Origin of the sequence: Lacrimispora sp. 210928-DFI.3.58, assembly GCF_020554865.1 — a bacterium.
In the GTDB taxonomy this organism is placed as follows: Bacteria; Bacillota; Clostridia; order Lachnospirales; family Lachnospiraceae; genus Enterocloster.
On sequence record NZ_JAJCIC010000003.1, the window covers coordinates 1 to 21,427 of the forward strand.

Annotated in this window: 13 protein-coding genes; all 13 read left to right on the forward strand. The window is 43.2% G+C overall.

Annotation, left to right across the window (positions count from 1 at the left end):
* Positions 1-182: 182 nt before the first annotated feature.
* Positions 183-665 carry a transcription elongation factor GreA gene (greA, locus tag LIZ87_RS02490; protein WP_178315672.1) on the forward strand — a complete coding sequence of 161 codons (483 nt, stop codon included), beginning with the start codon at positions 183-185 and terminating at the stop codon, positions 663-665.
* A gap of 126 nt (positions 666-791) precedes the next feature.
* Entirely contained in the window at positions 792-2,738 is a 1,947-nt protein-coding gene (gene lysS, locus LIZ87_RS02495; protein ID WP_227145177.1) for a lysine--tRNA ligase, read from the forward strand.
* Positions 2,739-2,963: 225 nt separating this feature from the next.
* Positions 2,964-3,341, forward strand: coding sequence for a hypothetical protein (locus LIZ87_RS02500; protein ID WP_008374225.1), 378 nt, complete (start codon positions 2,964-2,966; stop codon positions 3,339-3,341).
* 147 nt (positions 3,342-3,488) lie between these two features.
* Positions 3,489-4,874 (forward strand): zinc-ribbon domain-containing protein, encoded by a 1,386-nt coding sequence (locus LIZ87_RS02505; RefSeq protein ID WP_148885532.1) that lies wholly within the window; start codon positions 3,489-3,491, stop codon positions 4,872-4,874.
* A complete protein-coding gene (locus LIZ87_RS02510; RefSeq protein WP_002594660.1) occupies positions 4,871-5,050 on the forward strand; it encodes a hypothetical protein in 180 nt (59 codons plus the stop codon). Before LIZ87_RS02505 ends, LIZ87_RS02510 begins: the two co-directional genes overlap by 4 nt.
* A 534-nt stretch (positions 5,051-5,584) precedes the next feature.
* Positions 5,585-6,409, forward strand: a complete 825-nt coding sequence (locus tag LIZ87_RS02515) for a ParA family protein (RefSeq protein WP_227070168.1) — start codon at positions 5,585-5,587, stop codon at positions 6,407-6,409.
* Complete coding sequence (locus tag LIZ87_RS02520; RefSeq protein WP_055057186.1) at positions 6,366-7,316, forward strand: ParB/RepB/Spo0J family partition protein; 951 nt, start codon at positions 6,366-6,368, stop codon at positions 7,314-7,316. The genes LIZ87_RS02515 and LIZ87_RS02520 overlap by 44 nt, the downstream gene beginning before the upstream one ends.
* A 285-nt stretch (positions 7,317-7,601) precedes the next feature.
* Positions 7,602-11,852, forward strand: coding sequence for a SpaA isopeptide-forming pilin-related protein (locus tag LIZ87_RS02525; RefSeq protein WP_227145179.1), 4,251 nt, complete (start codon positions 7,602-7,604; stop codon positions 11,850-11,852).
* A gap of 161 nt (positions 11,853-12,013) precedes the next feature.
* The gene (locus LIZ87_RS02530) at positions 12,014-12,310 is read left to right on the forward strand and encodes a hypothetical protein (protein ID WP_015512770.1); all 297 of its coding nucleotides are present in this window, start codon (positions 12,014-12,016) and stop codon (positions 12,308-12,310) included.
* 12 nt (positions 12,311-12,322) lie between these two features.
* Positions 12,323-12,598, forward strand: a complete 276-nt coding sequence (locus tag LIZ87_RS02535) for a hypothetical protein (protein WP_002594666.1) — start codon at positions 12,323-12,325, stop codon at positions 12,596-12,598.
* 25 nt (positions 12,599-12,623) lie between these two features.
* The gene (locus LIZ87_RS02545; protein WP_330663449.1) at positions 12,624-19,943 is read left to right on the forward strand and encodes an N-6 DNA methylase; all 7,320 of its coding nucleotides are present in this window, start codon (positions 12,624-12,626) and stop codon (positions 19,941-19,943) included.
* 20 nt (positions 19,944-19,963) lie between these two features.
* A complete protein-coding gene (locus LIZ87_RS02550; RefSeq protein WP_227145184.1) occupies positions 19,964-20,926 on the forward strand; it encodes a DUF3991 and toprim domain-containing protein in 963 nt (320 codons plus the stop codon).
* Positions 20,923-21,342 carry a DUF3846 domain-containing protein gene (locus tag LIZ87_RS02555; protein WP_002594669.1) on the forward strand — a complete coding sequence of 140 codons (420 nt, stop codon included), beginning with the start codon at positions 20,923-20,925 and terminating at the stop codon, positions 21,340-21,342. Before LIZ87_RS02550 ends, LIZ87_RS02555 begins: the two co-directional genes overlap by 4 nt.
* The last annotated feature ends 85 nt before the right edge of the window (positions 21,343-21,427 follow it).

Here is a 21,427-nt window from a genome sequence, read left to right on the forward strand (position 1 = left end):
GCAGCATCTCTGCTTTTTAATTATTCAGTTGTAACACATGTATTGTAATCCTACAGAAAAAGGATTCTTGACAATAGACATTTTTTCTTATATAATACACTGAATGTGTGAGAAATTGAGAATGATACGTAAGATGTCAATAAATATTTATAATGAAAGAAAAAGGAAGGAAGCGGGTAGACATGGCAGATAAGAAACATATTTTGACCTATGCCGGATTAAAGCAGTATGAAGACGAGCTGCAGAATCTGAAGGTAGTCAAGAGAAAAGAAGTTGCCCAGAAGATCAAGGAAGCAAGAGAGCAGGGAGACCTGTCCGAGAATGCGGAGTACGATGCAGCGAAGGATGAGCAGAGAGACATTGAGCTGCGTATTGATGAGCTGGAGAAGCTTCTGAAAAATGCAGAGGTTGTAGTTGAGGACGAGATCGACCTTGACAAGATCAATATCGGATGTAAGGTAAAGCTTCTGGATGTGGAATTTGACGAGGAGATGGAGTTCTTTATCGTGGGATCCACAGAGGCAAACAGCCTTCAGAATAAGATTTCCAATGAATCGCCTGTTGGACGCGCCCTCATCGGCAAGGTGGTAGGCGATGTGGTAGACGTAGAGACACAGGCAGGTATCATCCAGTATAAGGTGCTGGAAATCCAGAGAGTACAGTAAACCTTCATGCGCCCGGCTGGCGGACGTACCACTACGCCATAAAAGCCTGGCGGGCGCAATTGGCATACCTGAACTTATGCCGCCTGGACGGCGGCGGGATTTTTATAGAACAAAGGAGTGTAGACCGTGGGAGAGCAGCAGAAGGCCAATCAGGCAGAACAGGACTTAAACCATGTACTGAAGGCACGCCGGGATAAACTGGCAGAGCTTCAGGCAGCTGGAAAGGATCCTTTCCAGATCACAAAATATGAAGTGACTGCCCACAGCGTGGAGTTGAAAGACAATTATGAGCAGTGGGAGGGAAAGGAAGCAAGCGTTGCAGGCCGCTTGATGTTCAAGCGTGTGATGGGCAAGGCTTCTTTCTGCAATATTCAGGATTTACAGGGCAGCATCCAGATCTATGTGGCCCGTGACAGCATTGGTGAGGAACCCTATAAGGAATTCAAAAAGATGGATATCGGCGATATCGTGGGTATCAAGGGAACTGCCTTTACCACAAAGACAGGGGAAAAATCCATCCATGCCACGGAGGTCATCCTTCTCTCCAAGAGCCTCCAGGTGCTTCCGGAGAAGTTCCACGGCCTGACAGACACAGACCTGCGTTACCGTCAGCGCTATGTGGACCTGATCATGAACGCGGAGGTAAAAGACACCTTCATCAAGCGTTCCCAGATCATCGCAGCTATCCGCAAATACTTAGGCGGCCAGGGCTTCATGGAGGTGGAGACCCCCATGCTGGTATCCAATGCAGGCGGCGCTGCAGCAAGGCCCTTTGAAACTCATTTTAACGCCCTTGACGAGGATCTGAAGCTCCGAATTTCCCTGGAGCTCTATTTAAAGCGCCTGATCGTAGGAGGTCTTGAGCGCGTATATGAGATCGGCCGCGTATTCCGCAACGAGGGCCTGGACACAAGACACAACCCGGAGTTTACCCTGATGGAGCTGTACCAGGCTTACACGGATTATCACGGCATGATGGACCTGACAGAGAACCTGTACCGCTTTGTAGCCCAGGAGGTGTTAGGCACCACAACGATCACCTACAATGGCATCGAGATGGATCTGGGAAAGCCCTTTGAGCGTATTACCATGGTGGATGCGGTTAAGAAATATGCAGGTGTTGACTTTAACGAGATCCACACCTTAGAGGAAGCAAGAGCGATTGCAAAGGAAAAGCATGTAGAGTTCGAGGAGCGCCACAAGAAGGGCGACATCCTGAACCTGTTCTTTGAGGAGTTCGTGGAGGAGCATTTGATCCAGCCGACCTTTGTCATGGATCACCCGATCGAGATATCACCTCTGACAAAAAAGAAGCCGGAGAATCCAGAGTATGTGGAGCGGTTTGAGTTCTTCATGAATGGCTGGGAGATGGCAAACGCATATTCTGAGCTCAATGATCCGATTGATCAGAGGGAGAGATTTAAGGCTCAGGAAGAGCAGTTCGCCGCTGGTGATGAGGAGGCAAATCATACAGATGAGGACTTCCTGAATGCACTGGAGATCGGTATGCCGCCTACGGGAGGTATTGGGTATGGCATTGACCGGATGGTGATGCTACTTACGGATTCAGCGGCGATCAGGGATGTGTTGTTGTTCCCGACAATGAAGTCATTAGATGGTGTAAATAAGAAAAATGATGTAAATAATACAGCTTCTGAAGCACCTGAAAAAAATGTAAAAACTGAGTCTGAAAAGATTGATTTTTCTAAGGTAAAGGTAGAGCCTTTATTTGAGAAATTTGTTGATTTTGATACATTCAGCAAGTCAGATTTCCGTGCAGTAAAGGTTAAAGAGTGTGTTGCAGTACCGAAGTCAAAGAAACTGTTACAGTTTACTCTTGATGACGGAACAGGCACAGACAGAACCATTTTAAGCGGTATTCATAGCTTTTATGAGCCGGAAGAACTGGTTGGAAAGACGCTTATCGCTATCACAAATCTTCCACCGAGAGCTATGATGGGCATTGACTCTTGCGGTATGCTCCTCAGTGCTATTCATGAAGAAGAAGGCGAAGAAAAGCTTCATCTTCTGATGGTTGATGACCACATTCCAGCAGGTGCAAAGCTCTATTAAGATGATGTAAAGATGTACCGTTTTACCGAATAGACGGGACGTACTTCATTTGATAAAAAACTAAAAAAACAGCGATTTACATCAAACTTACATCAATTGATGCAGAAATCGGTGCAAGCAAGAAAAAATCGCATAATTAGTACAAAGAGTGGGCAATTCCAATCGGGATTGCCCATTTTTAAAACAAACAGAAATACAAATCGGAAGTTTTAAAGGAGGAATACCATGGGATTATTTGGTAAAAGCAAAAAAGAACGAGAAACAGAATACATGAGCAGATTAGATGTTCCATCGTGTTTAAAAGAAGATTTTGAATTGATTATTGATGATATATTTACAATTATGGGAGTTGGAACAGTTGCCACAGGAAACATATTAACAGGGATGTGCAGAGAAGGGGAAAATGCATGTATTTATAAAGCAAATGGAGATATCTTAGAAACCAGAATTACTACTGTCGATGTACATACAAAAGAACGAAAAGCAAATGGTTGTGGATATAAAACAGAGCATGTTGGACTTGGGTTACGAGGAATTTCCAAGGAACAATTAGAAAAGGGTGATAAAGTACTTGTAAAGAATGCCAATATGTATGGAATGTAATTACAAATTCAAGTTTGTCAATTTGCCCTTTGAGAGAGGAGAAATCCTTTTCTCAAAGGGCTTTTTCTATTTATACGGATATTCGCAAACTACAAGATAAAGCTAAAACTTCATATACTCTAAGCACAAGGAGGTTGAGGTTTGGCTATGAATAACAGTTTAGCAGAAGTACGCCCGGAACTTGTTCCTGAGTGGTCAGAGAAGAACTTACCGCTTAAACCTGATGAGATTACTTTCGGTTCAAATAAAAAAGTATGGTGGAGAGGTGCTTGCGGTCATGAATGGCAGACAAGCGTTAAGGCTCGTTCCAATGGAGAGAAATGCCCGATATGTTCCGGTGCAAGAGTGATTGCAGGGATTAACGATTTGGCAACATTAGAGCCGCTACTGGAAAAGCAGTGGTCGGAAAAGAATAAGATAAAACCGACAGAAGTTTCTATTGGTTCTCATAAGAAAGTGATTTGGAGATGTGAAAAAGGACACGAGTGGGAAGCTGCTGTTAAGAGCAGGACAATAAATAAAACAGGTTGCCCATATTGTTCCCATAATAAAGTGTTGGCAGGATTTAATGACCTTGCAACGCTTTTGCCGGATATAGCTGCCGAGTGGTCGGACAGAAATTATCCGTTACTTCCGACTCAGGTTACGGTCTTTGCCAATCGTAAGGCTTGGTGGAAGTGTAAGGATTGCGGCAGAGAGTGGAACACCCTTATTTCTACTCGTTCCGGTGGCAGTAAATGCCCGTATTGCAGTGGGTACATATTCCTGAAAGGGTTTAACGATTTGCAGACAACACACCCTGAAATTGCTTCGGAGTGGTCGGAGAAGAACTTGCCATTGAAGCCTGATGAAGTAAATGCAAAGTCGAGGAAAAATGTCTGGTGGAGATGCAGTAAATGCGGTAACGAGTGGAAATCTGTTATCAATGCCCGTGTGAAAGGTACGGTATGCCCCGTTTGTGCAGAGAGAGAAGTCCTTGCCGGATATAATGATTTGGCGACAACAGACAGTCAGCTTCTTAGCGAATGGGATTATGAACAGAATAAACTGAAACCTACAGAGGTATCACGAACTTCGGCAAAGAGAGCGTGGTGGAAATGCAGGCACGGTCATTCGTGGAGTATGAAGATAAATGAAAGAACGATATTGAAGAAAGGCTGTCGATTTTGTGAGCAGGAGTATTTATCTCTATTTCCTGCTTTGGCTGTCAGCTATTATTCTAATAAGAAAGGCTTGAAAGCAGAACTTGGTTCTGACCGATTGCTTGGAGTTCCGCTTGAAACATACATACCTTCAGAAAAGTTGGCTATTGAGTCAGGAAGTGCCGATGAGAATTTAGAAATAATGAAAGCATATATGTGCAAGCAAAGAGGAATAAGGCTGATTAAGCTGCCGATGAAAGGCACAGAACTGGATTATGCCAATAATTTAAAGAAAGCTTTTCAGAGCGTACATATATTTATTTCTTCCGATACCGAGGAAGATGTGGAGATAATCAAAAATACATTTGAAAGATGGAGGGACAGCCAATGAGAGAGAAAACCTATCATCTATACTTAAATGAAGAAGAACGAAGCCGAGTGATACAATCGCTCATCGAACTGAAGAACAATTTAGCAGCTCAGGGGCGATACACCGACGCAGTAGATGATGTTCTATGTAAAGTGCTTGAAGCAAAGAAAAAGAAATTGAAAATTGAATACATTTAGAACGTTGATTTGCCGTCTGTTTCCTAACCGGAGCAGGCGGCTTTTTTATTTCAAAAAATTTTTTGAAAAATTTTCGGAAAAGCGGAGATTTTGGGTGTGCATTTCATACCCCTTTGTCCAAATGAGTGAAGGGGTTCATTCCGGATAGCAAAAACGGAAGCCTTTTCGCTTGAAAATTGAATAAGTCATTCACTAAGACTTTATTTCTGATGATAGCCACTTTAGCAGGTACGCCGTAATTTTTGTATTTCAGAATAGCGAGAACTCCGGTTATGAGTATCAGGTTGCTCCTGATATGGCGATGATAGTCAGAATGATAATGATACTTCTCTACGGAGCTGGCGGAGTACCCGGCAGAGGTTAGAATCCTATGATACAGATAAGCAGTCTGTTCCTTAGTGACTTCCCATAAGCATTTTGCTTGGCAAGGGGTGTTGAGAACAAATATTGCTATGACCGATTAGGAAATGAGTCGGTCAGGTACATAGCCATAATGCGGTGGCTATGAATTTTCAGAAAGGAGGGCAAAAAGAAGTGTCAAACTGTAAAACGATTTCCGTATGTAACCAGAAAGGCGGAGTCGGAAAGACCACCACAACAGTTAATCTTGGAGTCGGGCTTGCAATGCAGGGCAAGAAAGTATTGCTCATAGACGCAGACCCGCAGGGAGATTTAACGACTTGTCTTGGTTGGCAGGATACAGACGGCTTGGGTATTACGCTTGCAACGAAACTCACAGATGTAATCAATGAAACGATGACAGACCCTATGGTTGGTATCCTGCACCACGAAGAAGGTGTTGACCTTGTTCCGGCAAACCTTGAGCTTTCAGCAATGGAATTTAACCTTGTGAACGCAATGAGCAGAGAAACTACACTCAAGAATTATCTGAGTCAAGTGAAGAACAGATATGATTATGTAATTATAGACTGTATGCCTTCACTTGGTATGGTTACTCTCAATGCTTTATCGGCGGCAGACAGTGTTATCATTCCGGTTCAGGCTCAGTATTTGCCTGCAAAGGGTATGACACAGCTTGTGCAGACCATTTCAAAAGTAAAGAAGTATATCAATCCGGATATTAAGATAGACGGTATGCTGCTTACTTTGGTGGATAGCCGAACAAACCTTGCAAAGAGTACGGTGGAAGCACTCAGGGCAAACTTCGGTAATCAGATAAGGATGTATCGAACACAAATCCCGATTGCCGTAAAAGCCGCTGAAACTTCTTCCAAAGGTAAAAGCATTTATGCTTATGAGCCAAACAGCACAGTGGCTAAGGCATACGCTGAATTTACAAAGGAGGTGTTAGCCGATGGCAGGAAGAAAGAGCGACTTCACTCTCACGAAGCTCGATGATTTATTTACCACGCAGGCACAGAGAGATGAAGAACAGCTTTCAAAAATCCGAGATATTCCGTTAGAGCTGATTGATGATTTCCCCGACCACCCGTTTAAGGTCAGGGACGATGAAGATATGATGCAGCTTGTGGAGAGTGTCAAGGAAAGAGGAGTTATTACTCCGGCAACGGTAAGGCAGAAAGAGGACGGCAGATACGAACTTGTTTCAGGACACAGACGAAAGCGAGCTTGTGAACTGGCAGGATTTGAAACCCTGAGAAGTGAGATTGTAGACCTGAACAGAGATGAAGCGACCATTTTAATGGTTGAAAGTAATTTCCAGAGGTCAGAGATATTGCCGAGTGAAAAAGCCTTTGCCTATAAAATGCGTTTGGAAGCAATGAAAAGGCAGGGACAAAGAACAGATTTAACTTCTACACCACTGGTGGAGAAGTTGGCAGGTAAAGATGCCCTTTCGGTTTCTCGTATTGGAGAAGAAGTAGGGGAAAGTCGTGAACAAATACGCAGGTATATTCGTCTGACAAACCTTGTTCCTGAATTGCTTGAATTTGTTGATGAGGGGCGTATTAAAATGCGTCCTGCCGTGGAACTTTCTTATCTTGATGAAGATTGCCAGCGTGATGTGGTTGACGAAATCGACCTAAATGACGCAACCCCGTCACACGACCAGACAATCCGTATGCGAAAGTTATTCAACGAGGGCAACCTTACAACCGAAGCAATCCACGCTGTTATGTCTGAGGAAAAGCCGAACCAAAAGGAAAAAATCGTGTTGAGGGGCGACAGAGTAAGACAGCTTATCCCGAAAAACATTCCCGTCAGTCAGACGGAGGATTTTGTCTGCAAAGCATTGGAGCATTACAACAAGTTTTTGCGTAATCGTGCAGAACGTGACAGCAGATAGGCTGAGTTACAGTTCCCCTTTCTCACACTCTAACCCCTTAGTTATACTTCTACCTACCGAAAATGATATATATTATCTCACTTGAATATAACTATCTCAAAGTATATGTCTATCTCTAAGGGGCAATCGCACAGTATGAACGGACTGGAGGTGTATGGTAAAATGAAAAATTAACGAAAAATCCGCATTTGTTTTTCGGCAGGTAAATCTTGTCGTAAAAGAAAATCCACAAAGGCACATCGTAGAGATACGGTGTGTTTTTCAATTTTTACAGGAGGAAACGCAATGATAAAGTCAAAATTCAAAAGAGTCACGTCGCTTTTCTTGGCGACCCTTATGTGTGTGACCACTTTTGCAGGCATTAGCTCGACAACAGCATATGCTGCTTCGGGAGAAAAAGCCGATGTTTATATGGTCGATTTCCCTCGTGATGGCGATGCTAATTACGATGGGGTATGGGGACACAGCAATTTGACCTTGAAAAATGGTTGGCATACCGGACGTTCCAATTTTACCAATCTTAAGGCTATTGGCTCATACTCAGGCAATGTTGCTTATTGTATTGAGCCGGGAATTTCGCTCAAGGTCGGTCAGACAATGAATAAGTATGACGAAAATTATTTTAATAACCTTGCATCCAACGGGGTTATTTCCGGAGATGAAATCCGTCTTTTCGTTGGTCGTATTTTACAGTATGGCTATCGTGGGACAATCTCGACATCTTGGAGGTCACAGAATGAAGCGGCAGCAAACAGCATTGCACAGGCTTATGCCACACAGCTTCTTATCTGGGAAACTGTTATCGGAGAGCGTGATGTGAACTTCAATCATGTAGCAGCCAGTGGTTGCAGCAATGTGAAAGATGTCATCAATGCAAAGCATCCGCTCCGCAATAAGATTTTCAGTTATTACAACAGTATGGTGCAGAGTGTACAGAACCATGCGACCATACCGAGCTTTTGTAATAAATCATCCGGTTCGGCAAAGACAATAGAGCTTGAGTGGAACGGAAGTAAGTACACAACTACTCTGACAGACTCCAATAATGTGCTGTCTAAATATAATTTCAAGGCAAGTATCAGTGGAGTAAGTTTTTCTGTGAATGGTAACAAACTTACTGTTTCTATGGATACTGCACCGAGCAAGGAATTTACCATTACCGCAACGAAGAAAAATGCAGTCCGCAGAGGTGTGGTTGTATGGTCAGAGGGTAAACACGGTCAGAACTCCAGTGTGCAGGATGTTGTCAGCTATGCTCAGGAAGTAAGCGACAGTATCAACGGTTATGTGAAGATGAAAGTCAGCTATGGTTCTTGTCAGATTGTAAAGACCAGTGAGGACGGCAAGGTTGACGGTATCAACTTCACGATTACCGGAAACGGTATCAATCAGACAGTTACAACAGCTAATGGCGGTAAGTTTCAGATTGATAACCTTATGCCGGGTATCTATACCGTAACCGAGCAGGCATACGATAAGTACGAGCCGCAGGAAACGCATAGAGTTACTGTTGTAGCAGGACAGGTTGCAAAGGTCAATTTCAATAACAAATTGAAGCGTGGCGACCTTCAGGTAGTGAAGTCCTCAGAAGATAACCTTGTTGAAGGTGTGAAGTTCCATCTTTTCGGTACTTCTCTTTCCGGTGATGCTGTTGACCAGTATGCAGTTACGGACAAAGACGGTGTGGCAACTTTCAAAGATGTGCTTATCAGTGGTTCTGAACCGTATACCCTTGAAGAAGTAGACACAGCTATCCGTTATGTTGTGCCAAAAAATCAGACTGCACCGGTGAAGTGGAAAGAAGTAACTACAAGAAACTTCAATAACATTTTGAAAAAATTTACTGTAACAGTAACAAAGAGCGACGCTGAGAAAGGCGAAGCACAGGGCAATGCCAAACTTTCGGGAGCAGTTTACGGTATCTATAAGGGAGAAACGCTTGTAGATAAGTATGTTACTGATGAAAACGGTCAGTTCACTACCAAAGAATATGTTTGTGATACCGACTGGACAATCCGAGAAATTACACCGTCAGAGGGATATTTGCTTGATAAGACTATCCATGAAGTAGGTGCAGACCCGAAACTTTATGAGGTGGAACACAACCTTACTTCCAATGATGTAACCGAGCAGGTAATCAAAGGTAACGTGGCTATCATTAAACACACTGATGATGGAGAAACAAAGATTGAAACTCCTGAAAAGGGTGCTTCCTTTGAGATTTATTTGAAATCTGCCGGAAGCTATGACGCAGCCAATAAAGACGAGAGAGATACTATCGTTTGCGATGAAAATGGCTTCGGTCAGACAAAAGATATGCCGTATGGTATTTATACCGTACACCAGACTTCCGGTTGGGAAGGCAGAGAGATGATGGATGATTTTGATGTGTTCATTTCACAGAACGCACAGACCTACCGTTATCTTATCAATAACCGTAACTTTGAGAGCTTTGTCAATGTAGTCAAGGTGGACGCAGAAAGCGGAAAGAGTATTCCGTATGCAGGAGCAGGATTTAAGATTTACGACCCACAGGGCAATCAGGTCAAAATGACCTTTACTTATCCGACACCGACCACGATTGATGTGTTCTATACCGACGCAAATGGTTCTCTTGTAACACCTGAGAAATTAGATTACGGCAAGGGATATTCCATCGTAGAGGTACAAGCTCCATACGGATATGTACTTGATGATACTCCGGTATATTTTGATATTACCGAAGAAAATTCCACAGAGGAAGGCGGCGTAACTGTTGTGAAAGTCAATAAGCCGAATATGGCACAGAAAGGTACTATCACGGTTGAAAAGACCGGAGAAGTATTTAGTGGTGTCAATGTAAGTGGTTCTGAGGACAGTGATGTTATTTATCAGCCTGTTTATGAAGTGGCAGGACTTGAGGGTGCAGTTTATGAAGTCCGTGCTGCGGAAGATATTAGTACACCGGACGGTACACTCCGCTATTCAAAGGGCGAAGTGGTAGATACTATCACAACAAGCTCCGATGGATTTGTTAAGAGCAAAGAACTTTATCTCGGAAAATACGAGGTCAAGGAAATTACCGCACCTTATGGAATGGTAATCAGTGGCGAAACACATACGGTTGAGCTTACTTATGCAGGTCAGAATATCTCTGTTACCGAAACTTCCATATCATTCTATAACGAAAGACAGAAAGTTCAGGTAAGCCTTGCAAAAGCCATTGAAAAGGATAAGACATTTGGTATTGGCGACAACGGAGAAATCAAAAATATCAGCTTTGGTCTTTATGCCGCAGAAGATATTGTATCTGCAAGCGGTACCGTTATTCCGGCTGATGGACTGATTGAGATTATCAGCGTAAATGAAAATGGAACTGCTGTTATGAAGTCAGACCTTCCGTTTGGCAAATACTATGTCAAAGAGATTGCAACCGATGAGCATTATATTCTCTCTGATACGAAGTATCCGGTTGTATTTGAATACGCAGGTCAGGATACCGCAACGGTTGAAATCAAAGTGAATGACGGAAAAGAAATCAAGAATGAACTTATCTATGGTTCTGTATCAGGTAAGAAGATTGACGAGAATGGAGCAGCACTTGAGGGTGCTGTTATCGGTATCTTCAAAGCCGAAGAAACAGAATTTACAAAGGATACTGCACTTATGACGACTACCTCTGCAAAAGACGGTAGTTTTTCTTTTGCAAAAGTTCCTTATGGCAAATGGATTGTAAGAGAAATCGAGCAGCCAAAGGGATTTGTTCTTGATGAAAAAGCGTATGAGGTCAATATCAGCAAAGCCGAGCAGGTAGTTGAAATTGAGATTGTCAATGAGTATGTTCACGGCAATATCAGACTCACGAAGATGGACGCTGAATATCCAGATAACAAACTTACGGGTGCAACCTTTGAGGTATATAAGGACACCAATGAGAATGGAAAGATTGATGATGGCGATGAACTTATCGGAAATCTTGAAGAAACCGAAACCGGAATTTATGAGATGAAAGAGCTGCTTTACGGAAAATATATTGTCCGTGAAACAAAAGCACCGGAGGGCTTCCTGCTTGATAAGGGAGAATACTCTGTTTTCATTGAGAAAGACGAAACAACTTATTCCGTTGAGAATAAGGCTGGAGTTGGATTTATCAATGAAGCTATGCGTGGAACACTGAAAATCGTTAAGACATCTTCAGACGGTAAGGTCAAAGGTTTTGCGTTCAGAGTAACCGGAGCAAACGGGTATGATATGACATTTGAAACAGATAAGAATGGCGAAATCGTGATTGAGGGACTTCGTATTGGCGAATATACCGTATCAGAAGTGGCAAACAATGCGTCTGCCGCATATATCACACCTGCCGACCAGAATGTTACTATCAAACTTGATGAAACAGCCGTTGTAAAAATGCACAATGAGTTAAGAGATACGCCGAAAACAGGAGATGATACCAATATGAAACTTTGGTATGTCCTTGCCGGACTTTCTGCTGTCGGTATCGCTGTAACTTCTGTTGTTGCACACAAAAAGAAGAAAAAGGAGAGTAACGAGTAATGGAAGCAAAGACAATTATCGCTATCGCATTAGTCGCCGTTATTGTCGGCGGCTTTATCTTTCTTCAGGTTAAAAACCGTAAGAAGTAAGTAACAAGCGAACATTAACCAGTCGGGGCAGAGCGTAAAAACTCTGTCCCTTTAATTTTTTGGAGGAACATTATGAAACAACAGAAAACGGTGGAGAGCCGAGTGCTTGAAATCTTAAAGGAATGCCCGATGTCGAGGTATGATGATATGCTTCTCATTCTGCATTATTACAACCAATACGGATATATACCTGCCGGAAATCTTCCGCTTGAGGATATTGTATTTAATTACCGAGCATACGGACTTCCTTGTTTTGAAACCATACGCAGGGCAAGGCAGAGAGTACAGTCCCTTTTTCCTGAGTATTCACGTAATCCGCAGAAAGAAGAACAGAGCGGCAGTATTTCTATTGTAATCAACATTAGCTAAGGAGGTATTTTCGTGAAAGACAAAGCAACTTTTCAGAATAAGGTCAAGGTGCTGAATAAACTCTTTGACTCCGGTTGTGATACGGAGAAAAAGTTGCAGCAGCTTGATATGGAAGCAATCCTGAAAATCCCGAATATCACGATTCCTGATATGGGTGTGATTATGGAGCTTCAGAAGAATACAAAGTCCGGTAAACTCTTTTCGTATTTGGGCGGAGGTTCTGATGAAGCAGTAAAAAATAAAGGTAACAATGAGAAGAAAGAGCCTGCTATGCAGGAGCAGAGATAAGAAACGATAAGGAGGTGCAAGGGTAATGGCACGAAAATATGACCTTATTTCTGAGCTTTACAACCGCACCTGCAAAACGGTTGTATCAAATCCTCAGAACTGGCAGGCATTCTTGGCTTCGGCTTGCCGAAATTATAAGTTACGCTATGACGAACAGCTTCTTGTATATGCACAGCGACCTGACGCAACAGCAGTTCTTGAGATAGAACAGTGGAATAGAATTTTCGGCAGATGGGTCAACCGAGGTGCAAGAGGTATTGCTGTTTTTGCTGATGAAAACCGTACAAGGCAAAGACTGACACATTACTTTGATATTTCAGATACCCACGAAAGCAGATATTCAAGAACAGTTCCGATTTGGGATATGCGTCAGGAATACGAAGCAGATGTGATTGAAACATTGGAAAGCACTTTCGGAGAGATTGAGAATAAGAGCAGTCTTGCCGAAGCGATTATGGGAGCAGCAAGAAATGCGGCAGAGGATAATATCCCTGATTATCTGCAAGACCTTTACTATGCAACCGAAGGCAGTTTCCTTGAGGAAGTGGACAATGATATTGTGGCTTCCATTTATAAAAATGTTGTAGCAAACAGTGTGGCATATATGATGATGTCAAGGCTTGGTGTTGATACAGACGGTTACTTTGAACTTGATGATTTCAGAGATGTTACCAACTTCAATACGCAGGAAACACTCAATGCACTTGGCTTTGCTACCAGTGATATTGCAGAAATGGGATTGACGGAAGTATCTAAAACAATTACCGCACTTAACCGTCAAAATCGCATAATTGTCGGTCAGGACAGAAATGAATACAATAAGGTTGAAAATAACGACGAAAGGAGTTTGGACAATGAACGAACTGACCTACACAATGGTGGGCGATTACAGCCTTCCGAACCTGAAACTTCCACAGCAGCCGGAAGTGACTTTGGGCAGATACGCTCAGATGAGGAGAAAGTTTCTGAAGGAACATCACAGAGTCCTTTACTACAATCTCCTGACGAGGGGCGAACTGACACAGCACTTGGCGGAAGTGGAACAGAGAGCCAGCAAGATGGAAGAAACAATCCTGAGCCAGATGGCACAGAAAGAGGGAGTGACCGAGCAGATGAAAGCAGAGGATATGATGAAATGGGTTCGTCTGATGAACGCTCTTCGCAGCTCGGCACAGGAAATCGTGAAAGCGGAAGTGATATTCGTTTAGAGTATTACGATAGAACTCACGAGGACAAAAGCCTTCCGTTCTTTGGGCGTGATGAGGTAATCAATGAAATTCTCAGAACAACACCGCATTTGTCGGCAAGTCTGGAAGAAATCAAAGATTATTATGAACGCAATCTTGATAACAAAGACCGCACAGAGTATATAAAGAGCATTTTCAATAATGATTATACAGAGCTTACCCTAGAGGACGGCAGGACAGTAGGATATAAGACCTTTGAAAATGTTCTGCATTTGTGGGAGGGCAAATATGACAGCAGAACCGCACAGAGCTTTTATGATTGGGCTGTTATTGCCCGACACTTTGAAGCTATGCGATTACTGGGAGAATTAAGCGACAGCATAAAACCATTACCGTCGATGGACGGTCAGATGACATTCATATTAGACGGTCAGGCAGAGGAAAAGAAACCCTCTGCCTTTACTTTTTCTCAGGAGATTATCGACGCTGTTCTTACGAATGGAAGCGGATTTTCTGAGGGTAAAATGCGTATCTATGAACAGTTTGAAAAAAGCCTTTCTGCAAAAGAGAATGCAGACTTTTTGAAAAATGAGTACGGTTGGGGAGGCTCTTATCCCGTCATAATCGGAGCGGGAATTGATGAGAGCCACGACGGAAAAGGTATTACGATTACGAAAGGTATCGGTAAAGAAAATCCACATATTACACTTTCGTGGTCGCAGGTGGAGAAGCGTATCGGGGAACTTATCCGAATGGACAGATACTTAAATCCAAAGGAAAAAGAACACTATCCTCGATGGCTTGAAAGCCAAGAGGAACGCAGAACCAAAATTGCGGAAACGAAAAGAAATCGTGAGATACTCTCTAATGCACCGCCGGAACAAGAGGTTGAACCAACCGAAAAAGAACCTGAAGAAGCAGAACAGCCGCAAGATGTGCAGTATGAATATCATCTTGGCGATAAGGTGTATATCGGTGCTTCTGAGTATGAAATCTTATCTGTTGATGATGAGAGAGTAATGCTCTATGACTATGATATGCCACTGTTCAATAAGGAATTTTCACGCACAGAGTTTGACAGAAAAGTGCGAGAGAACCCGATGAATGAGCATTTGATTGTGAAGGAAGAACCTGCTGAAGAAAGAAATGAAGCGGAAGAAGTTCAGACCAATATGGGCAGTATGCCGATTGAGGATTATCGAGAGATAGTAGCTTCACAGTCAGGCTTTGACAGCTATGATGAGATGCATCGTCAGGGGTATCGCATAGGAAACGGTTATGATAAAGAGCCTGAGCCGGTAGTTCCGGCTTGGGAGCAGAAGAAAAAGGTCAAAGGCTTTGACCTGCACCCTGATGTGCCTATGGCAGACCGTCATACCTTTAATCTCAGAGAAAATGAGGTTGAAACGGTAGGTAAAAAGGAACGCTTCCGCAGAAATATTATGGCGATACAGCTTCTCAAAAAATGTCAGGAAGAAAACAGATTTGCCACGCCTGAAGAACAGATTGTTTTATCAAAGTATGTCGGTTGGGGTGGACTTTCAGAAGCCTTTGATGAAAATAATTCAGCGTGGGCAACTGAATATCTGGAACTTTCTTCGGTATTAACACCAGAGGAATACGCTTCGGCAAGAGAAAGCACATTGACTGCGTTCTACACGCCGCCCGAAGTTATCACAGCCATTTATAAGGCAATGGAGCAAATGGGCTTTAAGGAGGGCAATTTGTTAGAGCCGTCCTGCGGTATTGGTAATTTCATCGGTATGCTGCCTGACTCAATGCAGGATAGTAAGATTTACGGTGTGGAACTTGATACGATTTCCGCAGGCATTGCACAGCAGCTTTACCAGAAAACAACCATTGCGGCACAGGGATTTGAAGAAACCAATTTACCGGACAGCTTCTTTGATGGCGTTGTCGGAAATGTGCCTTTTGGAGATTTTAAGGTATCGGATAAAAGGTATGACAAGCATAAGTTCCTGATACACGATTACTTTTTTGCAAAGTCCCTCGATAAGTTAAGACCCGGCGGTGTGATGGCTTTTGTAACGAGCAAAGGCACAATGGACAAGGAAACTTTAGCAGTACGAAAGTATATTGCACAGAGAGCAGAGCTTCTTGGAGCAATCCGATTGCCGAATAATACCTTTAAGGGTAATGCAGGAACGGAAGTCGTTTCGGATATTCTTATCCTGCAAAAGCGTGACAGACTGATAGATATTGAGCCGGATTGGGTTCATCTTGATACCGATGAGAACGGAATTAAGATGAACTCTTATTTTGTGCAGCACCCCGAAATGATACTTGGAGAAATGAAAATGGTATCGGGGCGTTTCGGTATGGAAGCAACTTGTGTGCCGTATGAAAATGCAGACCTTGCAGCACAGCTTGATGAAGCAGTAGCAAACATTCACGGAGAAATCACGGAATATGAAGCCGAGGAAGAACTGGAGGAGGAAGATAATTCTATTCCGGCAGACCCAACAGTGAGAAACTTTTCCTATACGGTGGTGGACGATAAAATCTACTATCGAGAAAATTCCCGTATGACTCCGGTGGAGGTGTCGGCAACCGCAGAGAACCGAATTAAGGGTATGATTGCCATTAGAAATTCCGTCAGAACGCTGATTGAATTGCAGACAGAAGATTACCCTGACAGCGAAATAAAAGCGGAGCAGGAGAGATTAAACAGACTTTATGATACCTTTTCAGGTAAGTACGGACTCATTAACAGCCGTGCAAATACCTCTGCTTTTTCGCAGGACAGTTCATTCTCTTTGCTTTCTGCATTGGAGATAATCGGAGAGGACGGAGAACTGGAACGTAAGGCTGATATGTTTTCTAAGAGGACAATTAAGCCGCATACTCCGGTTACTTCTGTTGATACGGCAAGCGAAGCGTTGGCGGTATCTCTTGGAGAAAAAGCCACGATTGATATGGACTATATGATGGAGCTTTCCGGTAAATCGGAGAATGAAATCTTTGAGGACTTAAAGGGTGTTATCTTCCTAAACCCGCTTTATGAGTATGGAAATTCTTACGAACCGAAGTATCTGATGGCTGATGAATACCTTTCGGGTAATGTCAGGGAAAAGCTGAGGATTGCAAAGAAGTCGGCAGAACTCTATCCGGAAGATTATAAGGTCAATGTAGAAGCACTTCAAAAGGTGCAACCGAAAGACCTGACTGCAAGTGAAATTTCCGTGCGACTTGGTGCAACTTGGCTGCCACCGGACGATGTGCAGGAGTTTATCTTTCATTTGCTTGAAACACCACGCTATGCACAGTGGAATATCAAAGTTCACTTCTCCCCATTTACGAGTGAGTGGAATATTGAGGGCAAATCCTATGACAAAGGAAATGTAAGGGCATATAACACTTACGGAACTTCCCGCATCAATGCCTATAAGATTATCGAGGAAACGCTGAACTTAAAAGATGTGCGTATCTTTGATTATATCGAAGATGATGAGGGAAAGAAGAAGGCTGTCCTGAACAAAAAGGAAACAGCGATTGCTCAGTCGAAGCAGGAAATGATTAAGCAGGAATTTCAGGACTGGATATGGTCTGACCCTGAACGAAGGGAAAGACTTTGCAAATCCTATAATGAGAAATTCAATAGCGTCAGACCTCGTGAGTATGATGGAAGTCATATCATCTTCAATGGTATGAACCCTGAAATTGAACTCAGGGAACATCAGAAAAATGCGGTTGCCCATATTCTTTACGGAGGAAATACGCTTCTTGCACACGCAGTCGGAGCAGGAAAAACTTTTGAAATGGTAGCGGCAGCACAGGAGTCGAAAAGGCTTGGGCTTTGTAATAAGTCACTGTTTGTTGTACCAAATCACTTGACCGAACAATGGGCGGCTGAGTATTTGCAGCTCTATCCGGCGGCAAATATCCTTGTCGCAACAAAGAAAGATTTTGAAACCAAGAACCGTAAAAAGTTCTGCGGCAGGATTGCAACCGGAGATTATGACGCAGTTATCATCGGACATTCACAGTTTGAAAAAATCCCGATGTCCATTGAAAGACAGAGGGCAATCTTAGAACAGCAGCTTGAGGAGATAACCGGAGGAATTGCAGAACTCAAGCGAAACCGAGGGGAAAACTTCTCCATAAAGCAGCTTGAAAAGTCAAAGAAATCTATCAGGCAGAAACTTGATAAACTCAATGACCAGACGAAAAAAGATGATGTTGTAACCTTTGAGGAACTTGGTGTAGACAGGCTTTTTGTTGATGAAAGCCATTATTACAAGAACCTTTATCTTTATACAAAAATGCGTAATGTGGGCGGTATCGCACAGACGGAAGCACAGAAATCTTCCGACCTCTTTATGAAGTGTCGTTACCTTGACGAGATTACCGGAGGGCGAGGAACCGTATTCGCAACGGGTACACCTATCTCAAACAGCATGGTGGAACTCTATACGATACAGCGATATTTGCAGTACAACACACTTGTGAAAAATGGGTTGCAGCACTTTGACGCCTGGGCTTCCACTTTCGGAGAAACCATTACGGCAGTGGAACTTACACCGGAAGGAACAGGATACAGAGCAAAGACAAGGTTCGCAAAATTCTATAACCTGCCTGAACTAATGGCGATGTTCAAGGAGATAGCGGACATTAAGACAGCGGATATGTTGAACCTGCCAGTACCGGAAGCAAAGTACCATAACATTGCAGTAAAGCCGTCAGAAATGCAGAAAGAAATGGTTGCTTCCCTTGCAGAGAGAGCCGAGCAGGTGCGTGGCGGCGGTGTGGATTCAAGCGTAGATAATATGCTGAAAATCACGAATGACGGAAGAAAACTGGCTCTTGACCAGCGTATGCTAAACGATATGCTGCCTGATTTTGAGGGCAGTAAAATCAATGCCTGCGTCGATAACATCTATCGGATATGGAAAGAAAATGCCGACAAGAAATCAGCACAGCTTGTGTTTTGTGACCTTTCCACGCCGAAGAATGACGGCACATTTTCCGTCTATAACGACATCAGAAAGAAGCTGATTGAGAGAGGTATTCCTGAAAGTGAAGTGAAGTTCATACACGAAGCCGACACGGATATGAAGAAAAAAGAACTGTTCCAAAAGACCCGCAAGGGAGAAGTCAGGGTGCTTCTTGGCTCTACTCAGAAGATGGGAGCAGGAACGAATGTGCAGGATAAACTTATCGCACTTCACGATGTGGATTGTCCGTGGCGACCTTCAGATTTGGAGCAGCGTTCCGGTAGAATTGTCCGTCAGGGCAATGAAAATCCGCAGGTAGATATTTACCGCTATGTAACAGAGCAGACCTTTGATGCATACCTCTATCAGCTTGTGGAAGGTAAGCAGAAGTTCGCAAGTCAGATTATGACGAGCAAATCTCCGGTTAGGTCGGCAGAGGATATTGATGAAACCGCACTGTCCTATGCAGAGATAAAAATGCTTGCAACAGGTAATCCATATATCAAAGAAAAGATGGACTTAGACATTCAAGTACAGAAGCTAAAGATGTTAAAATCCAATTTCTTATCGGAGAAATACGGACTGGAGGATAAGGTCATCAAGTTCTACCCACAACAGATTGCTTACCTGAAATCCCGTGTAGAGGGACTTACAAAAGATGTTGAAACAGCAAAATTACACCCGAAACCGATAGACGAGCAGCCGCTTGGAATGATGGTATCGGGTGTTTCTTATTCCGAAAAAGCCGAAGCAGGTCAGGCAATCATCAATGCCTGCAAGTCAATGAACAGTCCTGATGCGATACCACTTGGCGAGTACCGTGGCTTTCAAATGGAACTGTATTTTGATACGGTTCAGCGTAATTATGTTGTGAAATTAAAAGGCGAAACAAGCAGAGATGTACCGCTTGGCGATGATGCTCACGGTAATATCGTGAGAATAGATAACGGCATAGAACGCTTTGAGGAAGCACTTGCTGATACGAAAAACAGTCTTGAAAATACGGAGAAGCAGTTTGAAACAGCGAAGCAGGAAATCGAAAAGCCGTTTGCAAAGGAGGAAGAATTGAGGGCAAAAACTGCCCGACTTGATGAGCTGAATATCCTGCTCAATATGGATAAAAAGGAAAATGAGATTGTCGGCGGAGAGCCTGATGAGGGCGAAGCTGTCGGCGGCAGAAAGGAGAAATCGTATGAGAGATAAACAGGAAGGCGGTGGTCGATATGCCTTTTATCGCACCTGAGTTAATCATTCAGGCGAAACAGATGGACTTATTAACTTATCTGAAAAACTATGAACCGTATGAGCTGGTTAAGTTTTCAGGTAACACCTATTGCACCAGAACCCACGACAGTTTGAAAATTTCAAACGGGAAATGGATATGGTGGTCGAGAGGTATTGGCGGCAGGAGTGCTTTGGATTATCTGATTAAGGTCAAAGGTTACAGCTTCCTTGAAGCGGTGGAAACCATTATCGGACACACAGCGATTCAGGCTCCGGTCTATGAAAAGCCACAGCCAAAAGAGGAAAATAAACCGCTTCTTCTCCCTGAAAAATGTGCTTCCAACAGAGTGATTACAGAGTATCTTTTCGGGAGAGGAATAGATTTTGAAATCATCAATTACTGTATCTCTAATGACCTTATCTTTGAGAGCCTGCCGTATCACAACGTTGTGTTTGTAGGCTATGACGAGAAGAAAGAACCGAAATATGCAGCCTACCGTTCCACGAATAAGCGTAGGATTATGGGCGATTGCAGTGGCAGTAAAAAAGATTATTCTTTTCGGCTTGGTAAGGAAAACTTGGAGGAAGTACACCTCTTTGAGTGTGCCATTGACTTGTTATCCTATGCCACACTTGCGAAGCTGAACGGGAAGGATTGGAAAGAAATGAGCTTTGTTTCGCTGTCCGGGGTGTATTCTCCGGCAAAGAAAATTGAGGACAGTAAAGTGCCGATTGCACTGGAAAAGTATCTTGACAGTAACCCATCTGTCAGGAAAATCCGTATCCATTTTGACAATGATATAGCGGGCAGAAAGGCAGCACAGACCTTAAAAACTATTCTGCCGGATAAGTATGAAATCGTTGATGAGCCACCAAAAGTAGGTAAGGACTTCAACGATTTTCTTTGTATGCGGATGGGAATTTACAATAAAAAAACACACGAAAGGAATGAAGAACGATGAATGATTCTAAGATTAAAGTTCTCTTGGTAGAACCGGAAAAGTACCCGAAGGAAATTGTAATCGACGACAGTCTGGAAGCAATGCAGGAGGTTGTCGGCGGGGACATTGAGGAATATATGCCCTATGACGATGACGTTGCAATCATCTGTAATGAGGAAGGAAAGATGAGAGGACTTCCGCTTAACCGTGCAGTTTATGTGCAGGACAATGATAAGAAAGAGATGGTAGATATTATCTGCGGCAAATTCTTTATCTGTTATGCACCGCCTGAGAGTGAGAGTTTTCAGAGCTTGCCGGACGATATGATGAAGAAATACAAGGAACAGTTCAAGTATCCTGAACGCTTTTCTAAGGAAGTGGGCGGTAATATCGTGGCTGAACCTTTTAAGCCGAAATCAAAGGATTATGAGAGATAGTAGACTGAGAACGGGGCAACCCGGAGGAGATGTTTATTCTTAGCGAGCAGACCATTTGGATAAACACAGTTTCCCAAACGGTAAA

What these genes read in the sequence shown, in the direction of transcription:
- greA (WP_178315672.1), top strand. Translation starts at nt 183, where the DNA reads ATGGCAGATAAGAAACATATTTTGACCTATGCCGGATTAAAGCAGTAT.
- LIZ87_RS02555 (WP_002594669.1), top strand. Translation starts at nt 20,923, where the DNA reads ATGAATGATTCTAAGATTAAAGTTCTCTTGGTAGAACCGGAAAAGTAC.
- LIZ87_RS02510 (WP_002594660.1), top strand. Translation starts at nt 4,871, where the DNA reads ATGAGAGAGAAAACCTATCATCTATACTTAAATGAAGAAGAACGAAGC.
- LIZ87_RS02500 (WP_008374225.1), top strand. Translation starts at nt 2,964, where the DNA reads ATGGGATTATTTGGTAAAAGCAAAAAAGAACGAGAAACAGAATACATG.
- LIZ87_RS02525 (WP_227145179.1), top strand. Translation starts at nt 7,602, where the DNA reads ATGATAAAGTCAAAATTCAAAAGAGTCACGTCGCTTTTCTTGGCGACC.
- LIZ87_RS02545 (WP_330663449.1), top strand. Translation starts at nt 12,624, where the DNA reads ATGGCACGAAAATATGACCTTATTTCTGAGCTTTACAACCGCACCTGC.
- LIZ87_RS02505 (WP_148885532.1), top strand. Translation starts at nt 3,489, where the DNA reads ATGAATAACAGTTTAGCAGAAGTACGCCCGGAACTTGTTCCTGAGTGG.
- LIZ87_RS02550 (WP_227145184.1), top strand. Translation starts at nt 19,964, where the DNA reads ATGCCTTTTATCGCACCTGAGTTAATCATTCAGGCGAAACAGATGGAC.
- LIZ87_RS02520 (WP_055057186.1), top strand. Translation starts at nt 6,366, where the DNA reads ATGGCAGGAAGAAAGAGCGACTTCACTCTCACGAAGCTCGATGATTTA.
- LIZ87_RS02530 (WP_015512770.1), top strand. Translation starts at nt 12,014, where the DNA reads ATGAAACAACAGAAAACGGTGGAGAGCCGAGTGCTTGAAATCTTAAAG.